Below are 21,283 nucleotides of genomic sequence, written 5' to 3' on the forward strand. Positions count from 1 at the left end.
CGCCGGCTCAGCCCAGCAGTTGGTCCACCAGGTGGGCCACCGCGTGCTCGTCGTTGCTCGGCAGCAGCCGGTCGGCGGCGCTCCGGACGGCCTCGGGGGCGTTGGCCGGGGCGGCGCCGAGGCCCGCGAGCCGGATCATCCCGCAGTCGTTCAGGCCGTCGCCGACGGCGGCGGTCTGGGCGAGGTCCAGGCCGAGGTCGGCCGCGATCCAGGCCAGCACCCCGTGCTTGCCGGTGCCGCGCGGACCGAGCTCCAGGAAGTGCGGTCCGGAGGCGGTGACTTCGGCGTCGATGCCCACCAACTCCTGTACCGTGCGCACGAGTTCGACGCCGAACGGGGCGAACGGGCAGGCCAGCAGCTTCACCACCGGCCGCGCCGACTCCACGCCGCCGCGCCACTCGACCCCGTTCCAGTGCCGGGCCAGTTCCTCCGGGAAGCCGGGCTGGACGACCGTCCCGTCCAGCAGGTCGAAGGCCAGCGCCCAGTCCGGCCACGCCTCCCCGAGGGCGGCCGAGAGCCGGTGCGGCACCGCCGGGTCGAAGACCAGTTGCCGGCTCGGCCGGTGTTCGCCCGGCCGGAACACCAACGCCCCGTTGCCGTGCGCCCAGTAGGCCGAGGGCGGGATGCCCGCCCGGATCGCGGCCGGCACGTCGCGCGGGGGGCGGGCGGTGATCACCGCGACGGTGAGGCCGGCCGCGACCGCCCGACCGAGCGCGTCCGACACCGCGCCGGGGAGCGCGCCGGCGGAGTCCAGCAGGGTGCCGTCGAGGTCGCAGGCGAGCAGGCGGTAGCCGTCGGCCATGGTCAGCCCTCCGGGGTTTCCGGGACGAAGGTCAGGGTGAGCCGGGCCAGGCCCGCGCCGGTCACCACGGCCGCCACCTCGGCGGTGCCCGCGTGCCGGCGGGCCGTCGGCTCCTTGCCGAACGGCACCCAGAGCCACTGGGTGTCGACGACCGAGCGCCCGAGGACGTCGTCGCCCTCCACCCGGGGGATCCGGTCGGAGAGCCGGGCCGGGATGTCGTGAACGTCGACCGAGGTGACCGCTCCGGACGCGCCGAACCCGACCCACACCACCGTCCGGAAGGACATCAGGGCCGCGTCCGGCCCGTCCGCGCCGGGCAGCAGGTCGGCGGAGAACCGCCGTCGCCCCTCGTCCCATTCGGGCTCGGCCGCGCAGGGTCCGGCCGTGCAGAGTCCGGCCGTGCCGGTATGCGGTTCCACGGTTCCACTCCTGTCGGTCGCAGTTCTTGCACCTTCAGACGTGCGGTCAGACGTACTGGAGGCGATCGAGCCCGACGACAGGTGGGGTGTCCAGCCTGCCGGGTCGGAGTTCGATCTCCCCGAGGACGGTGTCGCGCGGCGTGGACGCCGCCCAGGACACCACTTCGGCGACGGACTCCACGCTCATCTTGTACGCGGAGTGGTCGTCGTCGAAGTTCCGGATCGCTCCGGGGCTGAGCAGGGTGGTGCGCACCCCGTGCCGGCGCTCCTCCATCAGCAGCACCTCGGCCACCTGCTTGAGCGCGGCCTTGGTCGCGCAGTAGGCGACCCCGCCCTCGAACGGCCGGGAGCCCGCGTGCGAGCCCATCAGCACGATGTGCCCCTGGCTGCGGCGCAGCAGCGGCAGCGCGGCCTGGACGAGCCGCACCGGCGCGGTGAGGTTGACCGCGACGGCCTCGTCCCAGTCCTGCGCGGTGACGTCCGCGACGGCGCCGAAGCCGCGGGTGACGGCGTTGACGACCAGCAGGTCCAGTCGCGGGGCGTCGGCCAGCACCCGCTCGGCGGCCAGGGCGACGGCGGCCGGGTCGGCGAAGTCGACGGTGACGGCGTCCTCGTGGTCGTCGCAGGGGGTGCGGTTGAGGCAGCGGACGCGGTACCCGTCGGCGATCAGCCGGCTGCGGACGGCCCGTCCGGTGCCCCGGTTGCTGCCGGTCACCAGGGCGACCGGCGGCCCCGAGGGCTCACCCACCGGAGACCATCTTGATCAGTTCGGCCCAGCGGGCGAGGATGTCCTCCCGGCCGGCGCCCTGCCGGAACATGTCCTTGTCGTAGGGCATGCCGTCGACGGTCTTGAGGCGCATGCAGTCCGGCGAGATCTCGGAGTTGACGACCAGTCCGTGCTCGTCGTCGGACGCGATGACGAGGCAGAAGTCCCAGAGGTCGAGCGGCGCGAGCAGGTCGCGCAGGGCCGCGTTGCAGTCGAGCGCGAGCTGCCGGTGGTGTTCCACGTCGACGCCGAGCAGCCGGAGGTAGTCCTCGCCGATCGGCTGGTCCTCCGGGTCGGTCCGGTAGTCGAACTTGACGACCGGGTGGTCCAGGACCTGCCCCTCCTCAAAGAGGCCGGGGTACTTGCGGATGGTCGAACCGGTGGCCCGGTTCTTGACGATGACCTCGAACGGCGGGGCCGGCCGGTAGTCGGCGAGGTAACTGGTCGGCCCCACCCGCTCGCGGAAGACGGTGTGGACACCGCGTTCGGCGAGCCGCGCCGAAACGAATTCGAAGAAGTCGAGACGCAACTCAGCTGTTCCGTCGATGAGTTCGTCGCGATCGAAGGTGAAACTCCGGAGCGAGGGAATCATCTCGATCAGGCAGAGGCCCTCGTCGACATGCCAGAGTTTTTTACTCCGCCCCTGGATGTCCGGAGTGCGGGAAGTCACGGAAACCGCGTCTAAGGAGGCCACAGGTCGCTCTCAGGAGGTCGGGCACACAACAGTGCCTAGGACTTAAATGATCAGCGGTGCGGCAAGTCTGGCACGGGCGTGACCGGAAAGAAAGGGCTTCCGGTAGGTTTAGAGGAGGCCTTGTCATGATCGGGGGGGCTTGGCTCAGAAGTGTTCCAGCAACTCCGCGAAGGTGCGCAGCACGAGCGTCGCCTCCTCGGGCCGGAACTCGTCGTGCTCCAGCACCCAGGTGTGCTCGTGCGGAATGTAGACGGCCTTCAGACCGGCCCGGAGTGCGGGCAGGATGTCGGACTTCGGCGAGTTCCCGATCATCCAGGTGCGCCCGGCCTCCAGGCCCAGATCGGCGGTGAGCTGCCGGTACGTGTCCACGTTCTTCTCGGGCACGATGTGGATGCTGCGGAAGTGGTGGGCGATCCGGGAGGCGTCCACCTTCCGCTGCTGCTCCTCCAGGTTCCCCTTGGTGAGCAGCAGGAGTTCGTGCTCCCCGGAGAGGGTGAGGAGGGTTTCCGCGACGCCCTCGATCAGCTCGACCTGGCGATTCGTCAGAGGGCTGAGGAGTTCCTCCACCCGGTCGATCTCGGCGGCGGTCGGGATTCGCCCGTGGAGGGACTCCAGGCAGTCCCGCAGGCTCTGCCGGAACATCTCCGCGCCGTACCCGAGGGTGACGGCGTTCTTCGCCTCGATCTCGTCCAGCAACGCCCTGGTACGGGTGCGATCCTCGGGCGCGGAGGCCCAGTTCAGAAAGCCGTCGATGACGCGCTCGAAGAGAACGTTGTTCTCCCACAGCGTGTCGTCGGCGTCGAAGACGAGCGTCTGGCCCTTGAGCATCACTGATCCACCTCGAAGTACGTACCGATGACTTGTGCCGACGACCGCTCCGGAGACCGCCCCGGGACCGTGCCGGGGACCGTGCCGGGGACTGCGCCGGGGAGCCGGTCCCGCGGTTCGGACGTGAGCCGACCGGGCGGACTCCGAACGGGTCCGGAAGCAGTCGTGCAGAATGGTCATCATGCCAGAGCAGCACCGGATTCGCGGGCGTCGAGCCACCGAGATCGCCGCCGACGTCGAGCAGGCGGTCGCCGCCGGACACCTCGCCCCGGGCAGCCCCCTGCCCCCGCTCCGCCGACTCGCCACCGAGCTGGGCGTGAACCCCAACACGGCCGCGGCGGCCTACCGGCTGCTGCGCGACCGGGGCGTCATCGAGACCGGGGGCCGGCGCGGCACCCGGGTGCTGCCCCGGCCCACCCACACCCCGCGCGACCAGCGGCAGTTCGAAGTCCCGGACGGGGTCCGGGATCTGACGGACGGCAACCCCAACGCCGCGCTGCTCCCGCCGCTCGCCGCCGCCCTGGCCTTCGCGGCCGGCGAGCAGCTGCGCGACCCGGTGCTGTACGGCCGCCCGGCGATGGACCCCGGCCTGCTGGCCATCGCCCGGCGGGAGTTCACCGCCGACGGCCTGCCCGCCGGGTCCACCGCCGTCGCCTCGGGCGCGCTGGACGCGATCGAGCGGGTGCTGCAGACCCGGCTGCGCCCGGGCGACCTGGTCGCCGTCGAGGACCCGGGCTGGGGCAGCCTGCACGACCTGCTCCCGGCCCTCGGCCTGCGGATGACCGGGGTCGGGGTGGACGACGACGGCCCCCGCCCGCAGGACGTCGCGCAGGCGCTGGCGGCCGGCGCCACCGCCCTGGTGATCACCTCGCGCGCCCAGAACCCCACCGGCGCGACGGTCGGCGCCGCCCGGGCCGCCGAGCTGCGCGCGGTGCTGGCGGACCACCCCGACGTACTGCTGATCGAGGACGACTTCGGGCACGCCATCGCGGACACCCCCTACCACCCGGTGTGCGCGGCGGACGGGCAACCGATCACGCGGCACTGGACGGTGGTCCGCTCGGTCACCAAACTCCTCGGCCCCGACATGCGGTTGGCCGTGCTGACCGGCGACGCCGACACCGTGGACCGGCTGCGCGGCCGCCAGCGGCTGGGCACCGGCTGGGTCAGCCACGTGCTCCAGCGGGCCGCCGCCCGGCTGCTGGCGGACGCCTCGGTGGACCGCGCCCGGGTGGCCGCCCACTACACCGAGCGGCGCGGCGCACTGATCCGCGCGCTGGCCGCGGAGGGCGTACCGGCCCTGGGGCGCAGCGGCTTCAACGTCTGGATCCCGGTGCGGGACGAGACCTCGGCCGTGGTGGCACTGCTCCAGCGGGGCTGGGCGGTGGCCCCGGGGGCGACCTTCCGGCTGCGCTCCGGCCCCGGACTGCGGCTGACCGTCTCGGGGCTCGCCCTGGCGGAGATCCCGGCGCTGGCGGCGGACCTGGCCGCCGCGTTCCGGGTCGATCCGGAGCGCGGGCGCCTGACCTAGGTCCTGTCCGGCCGATCGCGGGCCCGGCACGATCGGCCGGACAGGGCCTAACGGGGCGCCGGGAGACCCGTAGGCGTTCTTGACAGGGTGGATCGGTGCGAACGATCCTGACGGGCGGATCCGGAGAGAAGTCGGCCGTTCCGCCTCTCCACCGATCCGTTCCCACCGGCCCCGCCCGACCGGACGCCCGGCAGCACCCGCCGGCCGCGCTCGGGCAGGCCGCTCCACGCCCACTCAGCACGGACCGAGGAGTCCGAAGGCCGTGACGTCGATATTCGAGCGCCTGCACGACCACACCCTCGCCGACCTGGGCGCGCTCGACGCGCCCTACGACACCGGCCACCTCTCCCGGACCGCCGTGCTGGCGGGCCGGATCGCCGAGGAGTCGGGGCTCGCCGCGGGCACCGCCCACTGCGCCGCCTACCTGTACCACCGCTTCCGGCTGCCCGGCGCGCGGGACGCCCCGGGCGGCGCCCCGGACACCGCCCGGGACACCGCCCTGGACTTCCTGACCCGCTCGGGGGTGCCCGGAAAGCTGCACCCGGAGCTGCTCACGGTGGTCGGCCCGGGCGCCCGGCCCGCCGAAAGCCCGTACGGCGCGGCCGTGCTGGACGCCGAGCGGATCGACGCGATGGGCGCCGCCGGGCTCCAGCGGGCGCTGACCGGGGAGGGCCCGCCCTGGCACCCGGACGACCCGGACCCGGCCGCCGGCCGCCCCCGGCCGGCCCCGCCGGAGCTGTACGAGACGCTGCTGCGGGCCGAGCGCGAGCTGCTGACCGCGCCGGCCCGCCGACTGGCCGCCGACCGGATGGACCTGGTGCACCGGCTGGCCGCCGACTACCGGACGGAGGCCGGGCTGGGCCTCCCGACGGGCGGGCCCGGCCCCGGCCCGGTGGCCGTGCCCCGGGTGGACTGGGACCCGAAGTCGGGCTTCCTGCAAGCCGTGTTCGACGCCCCGGCGACCGGCCCGCTGGTGCGGATCGGCTACCGCGGCGAGGTCTGGCTGACCTTCGACGAGCGCGACCGGCTGCTCGGCGTCGACCTGCGCGACGCCCCGCCCGCCCTGCTCGCCCTGTTCCCGCCCGGGCACCAGCACCGCTACTTCTGGCACAGCACGGCCCGCGGCGACGGGGTGGCGTGCTGGGCGGACCGCCCCACCGGGCACGCCTGGGTCACCGCCGCGCCGGGCCTGGCGCACCACCGCGCGACCGCCGTCACGGACATCGAGGTGGGGGTGCGTACGGACCGTCCGGCGGTGCTCCGTCTTCATGTCCCGGCCAATCCCTGAATCGGTGGGTACACGCGCGTAGATCCCCCTAAGGTGGTGCTCATGAGCTTCCTCGTCTTACTCCGGTCCCCCTCCGTCACCCGTCTGCTGCTGGGCAGTTGGGTGGGGAGGCTGCCCTCCGCGATGGCCGCGCTGACCATCCCGCTGGCGCTGCGCGAGGCCGGGGCGGGGTACGGCTTCGTCGGCGCCGCGGCCGGCTCCTACGCCATCTCGGCGGCGGTCGGCTCACCGCTGCTGGGCCGGCTGGTCGACCGCTGGGGGCAGACCCGCGTCCTGGTGCCGACCGCGCTGCTCGCCGCGGCGGGCTTCCTCGCCATCGCGCTGGCGCCGCACCAGCCCGCCGCCGTGCTGGTCGGCGCCGTGCTCGCGGGCTCCATGACGCCCCCGCTGGAGCCCTGCCTGCGGGTGCTCTGGCCGGCGATCGCCCCCGCCGAGAAGCTGGAGTCGGCCTACGCGCTGGACTCCAGCGCCCAGGAACTCGTCTTCGTGGCGGGCCCCTTGGTGGTCACCGGCAGCGTGGCGATCTGGTCGCCGACGGCCGCGCTGTACGTCCAGGCGCTGCTGGGGCTGTTCGGGGTCGCGGTGGTGGCCAGCGCCCGGCCGTCCCGGGAGTGGCGGGCCGAGGCGCGCTCGACCGACTGGCTGGGCCCGCTGCGCAGCGGCCGGCTGGTCACCCTGCTCAGCGCGCTGACCGGGGTGGGCTTCGCGATCGGCACCCTGAACGTGCTGGTGGTCTCGTACGCGGAGCGCTGGGACGTGCCCGGCGGCGCGCCCTCGCTGCTGGCCCTGAACGCCTTCGGCTCGCTGGCCGGTGTGCTGGTCTACGGCTCGCGCCGCTGGCCGGGCACGCTCGCCAACCGCGGGGTGCTGTTCGCCGCCGGCCTGGTGGTCGGGTACGGGCTGCTGGTGCTGGTGCCGCCGCCGGGCTACATGGTGGTGCTGATGCTGCTCACCGGCGCGTTCCTGGCCCCGATGCTGACCGTCACCTTCGTGCTGGTGGGCGAGTTGGCGCCGCCGGGCACCACCACCGAGGCCTTCGCCTGGCTGGTGACGCTGTTCGCGGCCGGCACCTCGCTGGGCTCGGCGGCCGTCGGCAACGTGCTGGCGCACACCAACGAGCACTGGGCGGCGCTGTGCGGCACCGCGGGCGCCCTGGTCACCCTGACCATCCTGGCCCTCGGCCGCAAGGGCTTCGCCACCGCCCCGGCGGCAGCCGCGGCCCCGGCCACCGCGGAGGCGGCCCAGCACTGAACGGCGGGAACGACGACGGTGGGCCTCCGGGATTCCGGGGGCCCACCGTCGTCGCGGGGTCGGCGCCTCAGCGCGTCGGGACGGCCATCCCGAGGTGGTCGCGCAGGGTGCGCCCGCCGTACTCCTTGCGGAACAGCCCGCGCCGCTGGAGCACCGGCACCACCAGCTCGGTGAACGCCGTGACGGCCCCCGGGACGTACGCCGGGTAGATGTTGAAGCCGTCGGCGGCGCCCTCCTCGAACCACTCCTGGATCATGTCGGCCACCTCCTCCGGGTTGCCCACCACGGTGTACGAGAGCTGGGCGGGGGTGGCGTGGACGAGGTCCCCGTAGGTGATCCGGTCCGGCCCGTCGACGGTGCGCCTGGTCAGCCGGGTGATCTCGGCGAGCCGCCGGGCGCCCTCCTCGGAGACCGCCGCCAGGGTGCTCGCCGGGACGGCCGCGGCCAGGTCGTTGCCGCGCACGTCCACCCCGAACACCTCGGAGGCGGAGGTGAGGTTGCGCCGGTGGCCCTCGCCGATGCCGCCCGCGCGCACGATGTCGCCGATCTCCTGCTCCGGGTCGAGCACCAGCAGCGCGTTGAGCCGGTCGTGCAGGGCGACCGCCTCCTCGGTGGTGGGCGCGACGATCGGGGTCAGGCCGGGCAGCACCGCGACGTGGTCGGCGCGGCCGTACCGGGCCGCCCGGGCCTTGATGTCGGCGTAGTACTCCCGCCGCTTGGCCAGCGTCGGCTGCGGGCCGGCGAACACGATGTCGGCGTCGCGGGCGCCGAGTTCGCGGGAGCGGTCCGAGGTGCCGGCGTTGAACACCACCACGTGGCCCTGCGGCGGGCGGGCGACGTCCAGCGGGCCGTCCACCGCGAAGAACTCGCCGCGGTGGTCGATCCGGCGGGCGCCGGTGCCGTCCGGCTCCGGGGCGGAGTCCCACAGCTCGCGGACCACCCGGAGGGTCTCCTCGGCCCAGTCGTAGCGCCGGGAGGTGTCCCAGTGGGCGTCCCGGCCGAAGTTGTGGGCCGCCGCCGGGTCCGCGCCGGTGACCAGGTTCCAGGCCGCGCGGCCGTCGCTGAGGTGGTCCAGCGAGGCCAGCAGCCGGGCGATGGCGTACGGGTCGGAGTAGGTCGGGTTGGCGGTCACCACCACGCCGATGTGGCTGGTGGCGGCGGCGATCGCCATGGCCGTGCTGTACGGCTCCAGCCGGGAGATCTGGGCCGGGTTGCTGTGCTGCAGGCCCGGGTCGCTGGCCAGCCGGTCGCCCAGGAAGACGAAGTCGAACTTGGCCCGCTCGGCTTCCCGGCTGACCTCCTGGATGAGGCCGATGTCGTACGCGGCGTCGGCGGCCGCGTCGGGGTGGCGCCACCCGGCGGCGTGGGTGCCGGTCGCCCAGAACATCAGCCCGAGGTGCAGTTCTCGCTCGGACACGTCGTCAGCTCCTCTCCGCGCCGGCGGCGGTGAGCCGGGCGACGATCCGGTTGGCGGGCCGGGCCAGCCCCAGCTGCTCGCGCAGGGTGCCCGCCCCGGACGCGCCGGAGTAGCGCCCGGCGGCCCGCAGTTCGGGCAGCACCAGGTCGGTGAACGCCGCCACGCCGGCGGGCTGCGGGAGCCGCAGCAGGAAGCCGTCCAGCGGCGTGCGGTCGGCCCAGGCGGCGAGTTGCCCGGCCACCTGCGCCGGGTCGCCGACCAGCACCGCGTGCCCGTCGTCCGACCGCGGGGCGCCCGCGGCCGCGTGCAGTTCGCGGGCCCGCTGCGCCGTCTCCGCGACGAACGGGGTGACGGTGGCCAGCTGCGGCCGGTCCGCGGCCGCCGCCCGGTCGGGCGCCCCGGCGACCAGCACGTCCGCCTCGGCGGCGAGCAGCGGCTCGCCGGCCGGGGCCAGCACCACCGGGTGGCCCTGCGGCGGGCGGACCAGGTTGAGCGGCCCGCGCACCCGCAGCACCGGGCCCACGTGGTCCAGCACGTGGACGCGGTCCGGGTCGATGAACCGCCCGGTGTCCTTCTCGTGCACGAACGCGCCGTCCTCCCAGGTGTCCCAGAGGTCGCGCAGCAGCGGCGGGAACTCCGCGGCCCGGGCCTCCCGGCCGTCCGCCGGGTCGACGCCGTCCCGGCGGTGGTTGGCGTCCGCCTCCGGGTCGGGGCCGGTCACCACCCGCCAGCCGGCCCGGCCGCCGCTGATGTGGTCCAGCGAGGCGACCATCCGGGCCAGGTTGTACGGCTCGTAGTAGGCCGGCGCGGCGTCCATCACCAGGCCGATCCGCCGGGTGCGCACCGCGAGCATCGAGGCGGTGACGATCGCGGCGGGCGGGGCGGCCCGGCCGGGCCGGGCGGCCGGGCGGTCGCCGAGGAGCAGGGCGTGCACCCCGGCCTCCTCGGCCCTCCCGGCCGCCGCGACGATCCCGGCGGCGGGCCCGGCGAGCAGCTCCTCGGGCAGCTGGTAGACCAGCGCCAGTCCGGTCACGACCGGCCTCCGCTCGCCCCGAACAGCTCCGCCACCGAGGCGTCGTACGCGCTGCTGATCCGGAACGCCTTGCCGGCCAGCGCCAGCCGGCGCTCCACCGGGACGGCGGACGGGCTGCCGCCGCCCTGCTCCAGCAGCTTCAGCACCTCGTCGTAGTCGTCCGGGTCGCTGAGCGGGATGACGTGCTCGAAGTTCTTCGCCGCCCCGCGCAGCATCGCGGGCCCGCCGACGTCGACCTTCTCCCGGAAGCCGGCCGGCTCCAGGCCCGGCTGCGGCTCGGGCAGCAGGTAGTAGTTGTTGCAGACCAGGTCGATCCGGGGGATGCCGTACTCCGCCATCTCGCGCAGGTCGGACTCGGTCTCCCGGGCCAGGATGCCGCCCATCACGGAGACGGTCAGGGTCTTGACCCGGCCGCCCAGCAGGGTCGGGACGCCGGCCAGGTCGGCGATGTTCTCGACCTGGTGGCCCGCGTCGCGCAGCAGCCGGTACGTCCCCTCCGTGGCCGCGACCCTCCAGCCCAGCCGGAGCAGTCCGGCGGCCAGCGGCTCGATGTTCCGCTTGTCGCTCACCGCGAGTACGGCCAGCATGTCAGCGATCCTCCTTGAGTGGTCTGAGTGATCTCGGGTGATCCCGGGTGATCTCGGGTGACCTCGAGTGGTCGGCTACTTGATCTCGATCAGCGCGTCCCGGTGGGAGCCCACCGACACGTGGCGCACCGGCACCCCGAGCAGTTCCTCGATCGCCTCGACGTACTGCCGGGCGCCGGCCGGGAGTTGCTCGTAGCCGCGGACGCCGGAGATGTCGTCGTCCCAGCCGGGCAGGGTCTCGTACACCGGGGTGCTGGCGTCGAGTTCGGCCGGCCGGGGGCTGAACTCCCGTACCGTGCGGCCGTCCCGCTCGTACGCCACGCACAGGTCCAGCTCGCCGGTGCCGCTGAGCTGGTCCAGGTTGGTGATCGCGACCTCGTCGGCGCCCTGGACGCGCACGCCGTAGCGGGTCGCCACCGCGTCGAAGGCGCCGAGCCGGCGCGGCCGGTTGGTGGTGGAGCCGTACTCGCCCCACTGGCGGCGCAGCCGGTCGGCGCGCTCCTCGTCGAACTCGGTGACGAACGGCCCGGCGCCGACGCACGAGGAGAAGGCCTTGGTCACGCCGACGGTGCGGTCCACCCGCGCCCACGGGACGCCGATGCCCACCGGCGCGTGGCCGGCCAGGCAGGTGGACGAGGTGGTGTACGGGTAGATGCCGTAGTACAGGTCCTTCAGGGCGCCGAGCTGGCCCTCGGCGATGACGGAGGCGCCGTCGTCCAGGGCCTTGCCGAGCAGTTCGGTGGCGTCGACGACGTGCGGCTCCAGCCGATCGGCGACCTCCAGGGCCCAGCGGGTGACCTCCTCCAGGCGCAGCGGCGTTCCGCCGTAGATCCGCACCAGCCGCTCGTTCGCCCAGTCCAGCACGGCGGCCAGCCGGTCGGGCAGGTTCTCCCGGTCGTAGAGCTCCCGCACCAGCAGGGTCTTCTTCATCACCCGGTCGCCGTAGGCCGGCGAGATGCCGCGCCGGGTGGAGCCGTACCGGCCGTCCGAGAGCCGCTCCTCCTCGGCGCCGTCGAGGTCGCGGTGGAACGGGAAGCAGATCGAGGCGGCGTCCGCGACCAGCAGCCGGTCGGCCGTCACGCCCTGGTCCCGGATCGCCTCGAACTCGCCGAGGAAGCCCTCGACGTCGACGGTCATGCCGGGGCCCAGCACGCCGGTGACGGTGGGGTGCAGCACGCTGCTGGGCAGGCTGTGCAGCTTGAACTTCCCCTGGTCCGTGTGGATCGTGTGACCGGCGTTGCTGCCGCCGTGGTAGCGAACCGTGTAGTCGGCCTCGGCGGAGAGGTTGTCGACCATTCTTCCCTTGCCCTCGTCACCCCAGTTGAGGCCCACGATTGCCTTCAGCACGACGAAACTCCCTCAGCTCGGCGTCGGTACGGTGGTCAGGCCAGCAGGGCGCGGCGCCGCTCGGCGGCCTGGCCCCAGACGTCCGGGTTGAGGACGGCCGGCGGCTGCTTGCCCTCCAGCGCGCTCAGCAGCTGGGTGGCGGCGGAGAGGGCCAGGGCCCGCTTGGTCTCCACGGTGAAGTCGGCGATGTGCGCGCTGAGCACCAGGTTCTCGATGTCCAGCAGCTCGCTGTCGGCGGCCAGCGGCTCGTCCTCGTAGACGTCCAGGGCCGCGCCGCCGAGGTGGCCGCTGCGCAGCGCCCGGGCCAGCGCCGCGCCGTCGACGACCCGGCCGCGCGAGGTGTTCATGAAGTACGCGCCGGGCTTCATCTGCGCGAAGGTCTTGTCGTTGAACATCTGCTCGGTCTCGTCGTTGAGCTCCGGGTGGCAGGTGACGAAGTCGGCGCGGGAGAGCAGCTCCTCCAGCGTCTCGACCTTCTCGGCGCCGACCTCGGCCATCTTCTCGGCGGAGACGTAGGGGTCGTAGGCGAGCACCCGCATCAGGAAGCCGCCGTGGGCGCGGCGGGCCATCCAGCCGCCGACGTTGCCGAGGCCGACGATGCCGAGCACCTTGCCGGTCAGCTCGACCCGGTGGGTGGTCAGGCGGGCGTCCCAGGCCTTCTCGATGCCGTCCCGGCTGATCGCGGTGAGGCCGCGGGTGACCATCAGCAGCAGGCCGAGGGCGTGCTCGGAGACCGGCTTGCCGCCGAGACCGGGGTTGTTGGCGACGACGACGCCGGCCGCGGTCGCCGCGTCCAGGTCGATGTTGTCCACGCCGCGGCCGCTGGAGAGGACGGCGACCAGGTTCGGGGCGGCGGCGATCAGCTCGGCGTCGATCCGGGCGGGGTAGCGGGCCACGATGCCGTGCGCCCCGGCGACGGCGGCGAGGATCGCCGGCCGGTCCTGGTCGTCCACCCGGCGGACGTCGGCGTGCTGCTCCAGCAGCTCCTCGGCTTCGGGGGCGTACATCGAGCCGATCAGGACCACGGTGGGTCGCATGGCGGGTCTCCTCAGGCAGGGGGTGGAAGGGTGGTGGGGCCGCGTCACGCGGCCATGGCGGCGGCGAGCAGGTGCTCCAGCGGCTTGAGTTCGCCGCCGCGGCTGGCGGCCAGGAACCGCCGGGTCAGCTCGGTGCGCTCGGTGGGCGCGGGGGTGAAGCGGGAGCGGTCGGCGGCCAGCCGGTCGCAGGCCCGGCCGTACAGCTTGCGGCTGTAGGCCTCGCTGATGCCGAGTGCGGCGGCGATCTCCCGGTGGCTGTAGTCGAAGGCGCGGCGCAGCAGCAGCACGGCGCGTTCGGCCGGGCCGAGGCGTTCCAGCAGCCAGGTCATCCGGCCGCCCAACGCGTCCTCGTCGCCGACCAGTTCGTGCGGTTCGCCGCTGCTCGGCAGGGCCTCCTCGGGCACCAGGGCGCCGACGTAGGAGACCTTCCGGGCGTGCGCGGACTTCAGGTGGTCGGCACACAGCCGGCTGACCACGGTGGCGAGGAACGCGGCGTGGTTCTCCACGTTCCGTGCGGCGGACCAGCGCAGCCACGCCTCGGAGACGATGTCCTCGGCCTCGGCGACGGATCCGAGCCGTCGGTAGGCGAGCGCCATCAGCCGGGGGCGCTGGCTCTCGAACCGCTCGTCGTGCTGCTCGTCGGGTGCTTGTTCTCGCTCTTGGACGGGGCGGGACAACGGTGCTGCCTCCCAGGGCTGTGCCGGTGCGGGGCCGCGGTCGCGGACGTGGCCGCGGCCCCGCACCGGACGCAGGCTCGTGTCAGCGGCCCTCGGCCAGGACCTGGCCCAGGCTCTTGGCGAACGCCGCGGAGTACTCGGCGATCTCCCCCTCGCCCATCGGGGTGGAGATGCAGCCCAGGCCGCTGTCACCGAGGTGGATGCCGTTCTCCAGCAGCTTCCAGTACAGGGCCTTCATCGCGGTGGCCGCGCTGTCGTACCCGGCGGGGGCGCTGTTGGCGACCACCCGGAACAGCGAGCCGAGGCCGTTGACCTCCCAGTCCAGGCCGGCCTCGGTGAGGGCGGCGCGCATCCCGGCCCGGGCCTGCTCGCCGAGCAGGCCGATCCGCTCGTGCGCCTCCGGGGTGAGCAGCCGCAGCGCGGCGATGCCGGAGCTCATGCTGACCGGGTTGGCGTTGTACGAGCCCGAGTGCGGCAGGGCCGGCTTGCCCTTGCTCGGGTCGAAGACGCTCATGAAGCGGCGACGGCCGGCCACCGCGCCGATCGGCATGCCGGCGGCGATGACCTTGCCCATGACGGTGATGTCGGCCTCGGCGCCGAGCAGCTGCATCGCGCCGTGGTAGCCGACCCGGTAGGAGCCGACCTCGTCGGAGATCAGCACCGCGCCGCTGGCGTCACAGAACTCGCGCAGCGCGTCCAGCCACTCCTTGCTGGCGGGCAGCAGGCCGATCCGCCACGGCACCGGGTCGATCAGCACGCAGGCCAGCTCGTCGGCGTGCTTGCGCAGCACCTCCAGCGAGCCCTCCGGGTCGTTGAACGGGATGACCACGGTGTTGCCGACCACGCCCTGGGGGTTGCCGGTGACGGCGTGGCTGATCAGGTTGCCCGAGCCGTCGTTGTTGACCGCGACGGCGTCGTAGGCGCCGTGGTAGGCGCCGGCGATCTTGGCGATCTTCGGGCGCTCGGTGAAGGCGCGGGCGGCCTGGACGGCCATCATCACGGCCTCGGTGCCGGAGCTGGTGAAGCGGACGTGCTCGAAGGTCTCGTTGCGGGCCGACAGCGCCTCGGCGTACTCGACCTCCACCGGGGTGGGCATGCCGAAGCTGGTGCCGTGGCCGACCGCCCCCGCGATGGCCTCGACCATCTCGGGGTGGGCGTGGCCGTGGATCAGCGTGGTGCTGTTGTTCAGGAAGTCGATCCGCTCGACACCGTCGACGTCGGTGACCCGGGCGCCGCTGCCGGAACGGACGTAGACGGGGTAGGGCGAGCTGTAGACGGCGGTGCGGCTGTTGCCACCGGGCATGACCTCGACGGCGCGGGCGTACAGGGCGGCGGACTTCTCGGTGTTCACGGGCAACCCTTCGGGACGGGCCTGGACGGCCTTCGGAATCGGGCAGGGCAGAGGCAGGACATGGGGCGGGGCAAGGGTGCGCTCGGCGCGGGGTGCGGCGGATCGCCGGCCGGCGCGCCGGGTCTGGTCTGGTCCGGTCTGGTCTGGTCTGGTCTGGTCTGGTCTGGTCTGGTCTGGTCTGGGACGGGGGGTCAGGTGCGGCGGGGCCGGGTCAGTGCGCGGGGCCGGTCGGCGCGTCCGCGGAGAAGTACGGCCCGGTCAGGGCGACCGCGGTGCCGGGCGCGACCCACCGCACGGGGGCGTCCCCGGCCGCCGGGCCGCTCTCCCCCAACTGCCGTGCGAGGCGGGCGGACAGCTCCGGCAGCAGCGGCTCGGCCGCCACCGCCAGGGCCCGGACGGCGCTCAGCTCCAGGGCCGTGCAGGTCCGCGCGGTGGCCGAGACCGGCTGCACCAGCAGGACGTCCTCGCAGACCTCGGTGAACCGGCGGGCCTCGGCCACGAACTCGCGCAGTTCGCGCGCGGCGGTGCGGGCGGAGAACCGTTCCGGCTCCAGGGCGTTCGCCAGCCGGGCGGCGAAGGCGCGGATCCGGCCGTAGAACTGCTCGGCCTCGCCGTTCCAGCTGCCCGCCTCCGGCGCCACGCCGTCGAAGTGCTTGCGCAGCCGGGCGTCGACCGAGGCCAGCCAGCCCTCCCACTCGCCGAGCAGCTCGGTGCGGACGAACTCCCGGTAGTCCGCGACGACGAAGTCCCGGCGCCGGATGTCCGGGCTGGTGGCGGCCAGGTAGAGCCGCAGCTGGTCGCTGGTCTCCGGGCGGAAGGCGTCCCGGCCCCAGATCGCGTGCTTGCGCCCGGTCGAGAACTTCTGCCCGTCGAGCAGGTAGAACTCGTTGCACACCATGGTGTCGGCGAGCGCCAGCTTGTCGGTGAACGCTCCCAGGACGGCCGGGAAGACCACCGCGCGCAGGAAGGCGTTGTCGAAGCCGAAGAACAGCACCGTGCGCGGCGCCTCGGCCTCGGCGTACTCCTCCCAGCCGGCCAGGCCCTGCCCGACCGCCAGGTCGTCCACCGCGGTGAGGAAGCGCGCGGCCAGTTCGAAGGCCGAGTACATCCGCTGGCCGTCGGTGGCGCCGGACGGGTCCGCGGGCAGCAGGATGCCGTCCGCGGCGACGGTGCTCACCGGCAGGTCGGGCAGCGGGGCGGCCAGCACCCGGTCCACGTAGGACCGCAGCCGGGCGCTCATCGAGACCGACCGCAGGTAGCCGGTCAGCCGGGCCCGCAGCGGCTCCAACGGCATGTAGTAGCGGGTGAGTTCGCGCTGCTCGGCCGGCGTACCGCAGGCGCGGCAGCTCGGGTCCAGCAGCTCGTCGTCGGCGAACGGCAGCGCGCAGGCCTCGCACTCGATGCCCGCGGTGTCCCGCGAGCCGCAGTGCGGACAGGCCCCCGCGACGAACGCCTCGAACAGGTACGTCCCGCACGGGGCACAGTAGTTGGCCTGGACGGTCTTGGCCACCACCGTCCCGTCGGCGCGCAGCCGCTCGAACACCTCCAGGGCCACCTGCGGGTAACGCGGGGAGGACGGCCGGACGAAGACGTCCCACTCGACCCGGGCGGCGGCCAGCGCCTCCTGGATCGCGTCGGTGTTGCGCTCGGCCAGCTGGTAGAACGTCAGCCCCTGCTCCTGGGCGGCGGCCGCGACCTGGCTCTGGTGGCCGACGGTGCCCAGCAGCAGCCGGACCGGGGTGCCCCGCGCGGCCAGGCCGCGGCGCAGCAGGTCGGCGTTGAGGAACGGGCCGGCCAGGTGCCCCAGGTGGAGTTCCCCGTTGGGCGTCGGGAAGGAGGGCAGCAGCAGGACGGGGCGCCCGGCCTGCGCGGTGCGGGCGGCGCGCCGCTCGTGCTCGGCGTCGAACGCGGCCAGGTCCTCCCACCAGAAGGTGAGGAAGGACAGCGGCCGGTCCTCGGCCGGGTTGTGCAGGGTGTGCACGCCCAGCGGCGGGATGCGCAGCGCGTCGCCCGCCGTCACCGGCACGGTCTCGCCGTCCGCGGTGACCTCGCCGCTGCCGTCGAGGATCACCCAGACCTCGATGTCGTGGTGGTTGTGCGGGGCGGTGGTCTCGCCGGGCCGCAGGGTCACCCTGCGGACGTTGACGGGGAGTTCGGGGTTCTGGGCCCAGGCCGGCTGGACGCTGCGGACGAAGTCCGGCAGCCCCATCTCGTTGACGGTGCGTGGAACGGTCACGATGTCCATCGTGTGGTGGGGGTGGACTCGCCCCCGGCTCCTCTCCCGGAGTCATTGGTGCTCGGTCGGTGCCTTCGGTGCTCGGTCGGTGCGTGCCGGGCCCGTGCCCGGTGTCGGCTCGGTGCCCGGCGGCGGCTCAGTGCCGGGCGGCGGCTCAGTGCCGGGCGTGCAGGGCGAGTTCGACGGGCGCGTCGCCCGCCTCCTGCGGACCGGCGGAGGCCCAGTCCAGGGCCGTACTGACCGATCCGGTGTCGTAGCGCCGGCGGCCGAGCAGGCTGTTGGTGATCATCGCGCTGCGCCAGGCGAGCAGGCTGAGGTTGGGGTCCGCGACCCCGTACTCCCGCCGCGCGGCGTTCTGGACGAAGATGCGGTTCTCCGCCGGGCCGTCCCACTGGAGGCTGAAGTCCGGCCCCACCACCGGCAGGCCGTCGCTGATCGCGAGCCGGTCCTTGAGGCCGAGCAGCAGGTCGGGCATGGCGTGCTCGTAGCCGGTGGCGCAGATGACGATGTCCACCGCCTCCCGCACCGACTTCCCGCCGCGGGCCGGGCGCCAGTCGATGACCAGCCCGTCGTCGGTCTCCTCGAGGTCCTCCAGGGTGTGGTCGAGCAGGATCCGGCAGCTGCGCCCGCGCCCCTCCAGGAGGTCCAGGTCGTAGAGCCGGCGGTAGAGGTCCTCCAGCAGCGGGATGGAGATGCCGTCGCTGGTGAGGCGCAGCCGCTGGACGATCTCCTCGCGCTCCTGCTCCGGCAGGCCGTAGAAGTGGTGGCTGTAGTCCGGCAGGTAGAGCTCGTCGACGAACGGGCTGTCGTCCAGCGGGAGCAGGTTGGTCCGCCGGGTGCCCCAGAGGATCTGCTCGGGGCGGCGGTCCTCGCCGGCCAGCAGGTAGTTGACCACCTCCGCGCCGCTCTGCCCGCCGCCGACCACTGCGACCCGCTTGCCGGCGAAGTCGCGCGGCCGGCGGAGCAGTTGGTCGGTGTGGAAGACCTTCTCCGGGTCGTGGCCGCGCAGGCTGTGCGGCAGTCGCGGCGACAGGCCGGTGCCCACCACCAGGTTGCGGGCCTGGAGCAGGCCGTCGCTGGTGTGGACGACGAAGGCGCCGCCGTCCCACTCGACGTTCTCGGCCCGCACGCCGAAGCGCAGGTTGTCCAGGCCGGCCACCGCCCACTGGCAGTACTGCTCGAACTCCCGGCGCGGCACCTTGGACCGGCCGGTCACCAGCAGCCGGTAGAGCCGCTTGGTGTCCACCTGGAAGGCCAGGAAGGAGAACGGATTGGTCGGGTCGACCGGAGTGACCAGGTCCTTCAGGAAGTGGACCTGCATCTCGGCGCCCGGCAGCATCAGGCCGGGGTGCCACTCGAATCGTTCCTTGTGGTCGACGAAGAGGGTCGACAGGCCCGGTTCCCCCGACGTCAGTGCCGCGAGACTCAGATTCGAGGGACCTATGCCGACACCCACCAGATCGAAAGTCTCCGGCATCTCACTCATGCTGTCTCTCCCGTAGTCACTAGGGTGCTGGGTCAGCCGATCTCGTGCGCCGGTAGCCAGGTCACTCCCCGGGCGGTGAGCGACCGCATCAGTCCGTCGAACTGCTCGGCGGACAGGGTGCGGTGCGGTTTGTGCCAGCCCGGGCCGGTGATCGACCGGTCGGCGAGCAGCCCGGTCGCCCCGGCCAGCGCGAACCCGGTGGTGCGGGCCATCGCGGAGAGGCCGGTCGCCTCGTCCGCGGAGTCCAGGAGGGTGCTGCGCAGGCTGGCCGGCGCACCGGCCAGCCTGCCGTGCGCGGTCACCTCCAGGACCACCAGGTCCCGGTCGCCGGCCCGGGCGCGCACCTGCGGGGCCAGTACCCGTTCGACCACTCGCTTGGGCGGTACCTCGACGCCGTCGACGTCCACCGTGTCCTCGGCCAGCAGCCCGAGCCGGGCCAGGTCGGAGACGGCCTGGGCGAAGCCGGGCCAGCGCAGGGTCTTCTGGGTGCAGTCGGCCCCTCGCAGCAGCGGGTGCTCGCCGAGCCAGGGGGCCATGCCGTCGTGGTAGGCCTCCAGTCGGCCGACCCCGTCGACCTCCCGCGTCTCGACCCCGGAGAACCGGGCGTGCCGCACCCGCCGGCCACCGCTCAGGGCGAGTGCCTCGCGCTGGGCGATCGGCAGGTGGTGGTCGTTCTCGCCGCCGAAGAAGGCGGTGTAGCCGAGCGGTTCGCGCGGCTGCTCGGGCACGCCGCCGCAGCAGATCTCCAGCGACTCGACCTGGTCCAGGCGCTGGGCCACGTGCACCGCGAGCAGCTCGGTGAGGCCCGGTTCGAGCCCGAGCGGCAGCAGCACGGTGGCGCCGGCCGCCCGGAACCAGGCGTCCAGACCGGGGAGTTCCTCGGTCGGCGGCCGGGTGATGCTGGCCACCGGCACCCTCGGGTCGGTGCGCACCACGGTGCGGATCACCGCCCGGGTCGCCGCCCACGGCAGTGCCGTGGCGACGGCGTCCCGCCCGGCGAGCGCGTCGGCCGGGTCGGTCTCGACCCGGACCGTACGGTCGCCGAACCCGGCCAGCCAGCGGGCCAGTTCCTCGGCCCGCTCGCGGTCCCGGTCGACCAGCGTCAGCTCGGTGGTGTCCGGGCCGGTCGCCAGCGCGTACGCGGCGGCCCGGCCCATCTGCCCGCAACCCACCAGCGCCGCCCTCACGAGCGCCGTCCCCGCGCCAGGGGGGTCACGGCGCCTACTCGCCGTCGGCCGCGGTCACCCGGGCCACCGTCTCGGCGGGCACCCGGTCCAGCAGCGCCTCCAGGCCGGCCCGGTCGACGTGCCGGGCGATCACCGCGGCGACCCGCTGCTGGCCGAAGTTCTCCGGCGGCAGGGCGACTTCGGTGCCGGCCGGAACCTCGTAGAAGACGTGGTCGAAGCCCGCCTGCTCGCAGAGCCCCTGGAGGCCGCCGACCTCCTCGAAGCGGCCGGCCCGCTCGGCGAGCACGAACCGCAGGCCCGCGTTCATCCGCCGGTCGTGCTCCAGCCGCAGCGGGTCCCCGGTGGCGACCCGGATGACGTTCTCGAAGTAGTCGACACCGGTGGCCAGCGGCACCAGGTGCGAGCCGATGTAGTCACCGGCCGGGCGGGCGGCGATCTCGATGAACCGCAGGCCCTGCTCGCCCCACTTGGCCTCCAGGTGGAAGGCGCAGTGGTCGAAGCCCAGGCCGGCCACGATGTCCTTGGTGGTCGCGGTGATCTCCGCCCAGGCGTCGGCGGGCAGCGCGCTGGGGACCTGGTGCGACAGCTCCAGGTGGTACGGGACGCTGGTCACCTTGTCGGTGACGGTGACGACGTGCACCTCGCCGTCCGAGACGAAGCCCTCGACGCTCAGCTCGTCGCCCTCCAGGTACTCCTCGACGATGAACTCCGCGCCGAACTGGCGGAACACCGGGTCGAAGTCCGGCCGGGCGATGCCGGCCAGCCGCGCCATGGCCGGTTCCAGGTCGGCCGGCTCGCGCAGCTCGAAGATGCCCTTGGAACCGGAGGCCCCGGTGGGCTTGACGACGGCCGGCAGCCCGACCTCGTCCAGGGCGGTGCGCAGTTCGTCCAGGCCGGTGACCCGGGCGAAGCGCGGGAGCACGCCGCCGAGGTGGCGCAGCGCCTCCTTCATCGCGTACTTGTTGCGGGCCCGCAGCGCGGCGGTCTCGGACATGCCGCGCAGGCCGAGGTCGGCGGCGATCGCCGAGACCAGCTGGACGTCGACCTCGGTGAAGTTGGCGACGCCGGCCAGGTCGTAGCTCTTGGCGAGCTCCCGGGCGGCCGCCAGGGAGGCCTCCCGGTCGTAGGTGTCGACCTGGCGGAATTCGTCCACGAGTGGCTTCGCGAATTCCGGGACGGAACGGCCGAGAAGCACCACACCATATCCGAGACGACGGGCCGCGAGCAGGGATTCGAGACCCTCCCGCTGAATCCTCCGCAGGTTCACGAAAAGAACATGGCGCTTCGCCACAGGACCCTCCACTTTGCCTTGCCGGATGAGAAAGCCGAGCAGATCCAACGATGAC

At 73.7% G+C, this 21,283-nt stretch carries 19 protein-coding genes; 3 read left to right on the forward strand and 16 right to left on the reverse strand.

Annotated elements, in window-relative coordinates; genetic code table 11:
• Positions 1–7: 7 nt before the first annotated feature.
• From ACZ47G_RS05860 to ACZ47G_RS05880, 5 genes are all read right to left on the reverse strand, one after another.
• Positions 8–802, reverse strand: a complete 795-nt coding sequence (locus tag ACZ47G_RS05860) for an HAD hydrolase family protein (RefSeq protein ID WP_465740221.1) — start codon at positions 800–802, stop codon at positions 8–10.
• A gap of 2 nt (positions 803–804) precedes the next feature.
• The gene (locus ACZ47G_RS05865) at positions 805–1,221 is read right to left on the reverse strand and encodes a hypothetical protein (protein ID WP_465740222.1); all 417 of its coding nucleotides are present in this window, start codon (positions 1,219–1,221) and stop codon (positions 805–807) included.
• A gap of 46 nt (positions 1,222–1,267) precedes the next feature.
• On the reverse strand, positions 1,268–1,969 hold the full coding sequence (locus ACZ47G_RS05870) for an SDR family oxidoreductase (protein ID WP_465740223.1): 702 nt from the start codon (positions 1,967–1,969) through the stop codon (positions 1,268–1,270).
• Positions 1,962–2,657 (reverse strand): phosphoribosylaminoimidazolesuccinocarboxamide synthase, encoded by a 696-nt coding sequence (locus tag ACZ47G_RS05875; RefSeq protein ID WP_465740224.1) that lies wholly within the window; start codon positions 2,655–2,657, stop codon positions 1,962–1,964. The genes ACZ47G_RS05870 and ACZ47G_RS05875 overlap by 8 nt, the downstream gene beginning before the upstream one ends.
• A gap of 168 nt (positions 2,658–2,825) precedes the next feature.
• On the reverse strand, positions 2,826–3,509 hold the full coding sequence (locus ACZ47G_RS05880) for an HAD family hydrolase (protein WP_465740225.1): 684 nt from the start codon (positions 3,507–3,509) through the stop codon (positions 2,826–2,828).
• Between the two features lie 181 nt (positions 3,510–3,690).
• Here ACZ47G_RS05880 and ACZ47G_RS05885 point away from each other — a divergent pair, with 181 nt between their 5' ends.
• The 3 genes from ACZ47G_RS05885 (at position 3,691) to ACZ47G_RS05895 (ending at position 7,579) form a co-directional block, all read left to right on the forward strand.
• Positions 3,691–5,040, forward strand: a complete 1,350-nt coding sequence (locus tag ACZ47G_RS05885; RefSeq protein ID WP_465740226.1) for an aminotransferase class I/II-fold pyridoxal phosphate-dependent enzyme — start codon at positions 3,691–3,693, stop codon at positions 5,038–5,040.
• Between the two features lie 262 nt (positions 5,041–5,302).
• Complete coding sequence (locus ACZ47G_RS05890; protein WP_465740227.1) at positions 5,303–6,328, forward strand: HD domain-containing protein; 1,026 nt, start codon at positions 5,303–5,305, stop codon at positions 6,326–6,328.
• Positions 6,329–6,370: 42 nt separating this feature from the next.
• Positions 6,371–7,579 carry an MFS transporter gene (locus ACZ47G_RS05895; protein WP_465740228.1) on the forward strand — a complete coding sequence of 403 codons (1,209 nt, stop codon included), beginning with the start codon at positions 6,371–6,373 and terminating at the stop codon, positions 7,577–7,579.
• 67 nt (positions 7,580–7,646) lie between these two features.
• On the opposite strand, the gene ACZ47G_RS05900 is transcribed toward ACZ47G_RS05895, so the two are convergent.
• The 11 genes from ACZ47G_RS05900 to ACZ47G_RS05950 all read right to left on the reverse strand — a co-directional run bounded on the left by ACZ47G_RS05900 (position 7,647) and on the right by ACZ47G_RS05950 (position 21,240).
• Entirely contained in the window at positions 7,647–8,996 is a 1,350-nt protein-coding gene (locus ACZ47G_RS05900) for an NtaA/DmoA family FMN-dependent monooxygenase (protein ID WP_380462719.1), read from the reverse strand.
• 4 nt (positions 8,997–9,000) lie between these two features.
• Positions 9,001–10,029 carry an LLM class flavin-dependent oxidoreductase gene (locus tag ACZ47G_RS05905; RefSeq protein ID WP_465740229.1) on the reverse strand — a complete coding sequence of 343 codons (1,029 nt, stop codon included), beginning with the start codon at positions 10,027–10,029 and terminating at the stop codon, positions 9,001–9,003.
• Positions 10,026–10,616, reverse strand: coding sequence for a hypothetical protein (locus ACZ47G_RS05910; RefSeq protein WP_380462722.1), 591 nt, complete (start codon positions 10,614–10,616; stop codon positions 10,026–10,028). The genes ACZ47G_RS05905 and ACZ47G_RS05910 overlap by 4 nt, the downstream gene beginning before the upstream one ends.
• 75 nt (positions 10,617–10,691) lie before the next feature.
• Positions 10,692–11,963 (reverse strand): adenylosuccinate synthase, encoded by a 1,272-nt coding sequence (locus ACZ47G_RS05915; protein WP_465740230.1) that lies wholly within the window; start codon positions 11,961–11,963, stop codon positions 10,692–10,694.
• Between the two features lie 35 nt (positions 11,964–11,998).
• Positions 11,999–13,000, reverse strand: coding sequence for an NAD(P)-dependent oxidoreductase (locus tag ACZ47G_RS05920; RefSeq protein ID WP_465740231.1), 1,002 nt, complete (start codon positions 12,998–13,000; stop codon positions 11,999–12,001).
• Between the two features lie 44 nt (positions 13,001–13,044).
• Entirely contained in the window at positions 13,045–13,677 is a 633-nt protein-coding gene (locus ACZ47G_RS05925; RefSeq protein WP_465740232.1) for a sigma-70 family RNA polymerase sigma factor, read from the reverse strand.
• 82 nt (positions 13,678–13,759) lie between these two features.
• On the reverse strand, positions 13,760–15,028 hold the full coding sequence (locus ACZ47G_RS05930) for an aspartate aminotransferase family protein (RefSeq protein WP_465740233.1): 1,269 nt from the start codon (positions 15,026–15,028) through the stop codon (positions 13,760–13,762).
• Between the two features lie 211 nt (positions 15,029–15,239).
• The gene (locus tag ACZ47G_RS05935; RefSeq protein WP_465740234.1) at positions 15,240–17,264 is read right to left on the reverse strand and encodes a class I tRNA ligase family protein; all 2,025 of its coding nucleotides are present in this window, start codon (positions 17,262–17,264) and stop codon (positions 15,240–15,242) included.
• A 154-nt stretch (positions 17,265–17,418) separates the two neighbouring features.
• On the reverse strand, positions 17,419–18,750 hold the full coding sequence (locus ACZ47G_RS05940; RefSeq protein ID WP_380462734.1) for a lysine N(6)-hydroxylase/L-ornithine N(5)-oxygenase family protein: 1,332 nt from the start codon (positions 18,748–18,750) through the stop codon (positions 17,419–17,421).
• Between the two features lie 32 nt (positions 18,751–18,782).
• A complete protein-coding gene (locus ACZ47G_RS05945; RefSeq protein ID WP_465740235.1) occupies positions 18,783–19,937 on the reverse strand; it encodes a saccharopine dehydrogenase family protein in 1,155 nt (384 codons plus the stop codon).
• Between the two features lie 34 nt (positions 19,938–19,971).
• A complete protein-coding gene (locus ACZ47G_RS05950) occupies positions 19,972–21,240 on the reverse strand; it encodes an ATP-grasp domain-containing protein (protein WP_465740555.1) in 1,269 nt (422 codons plus the stop codon).
• Between the last annotated feature and the right edge of the window lie 43 nt (positions 21,241–21,283).

It is taken from the genome of Kitasatospora sp. NPDC030952, assembly GCF_055571335.1.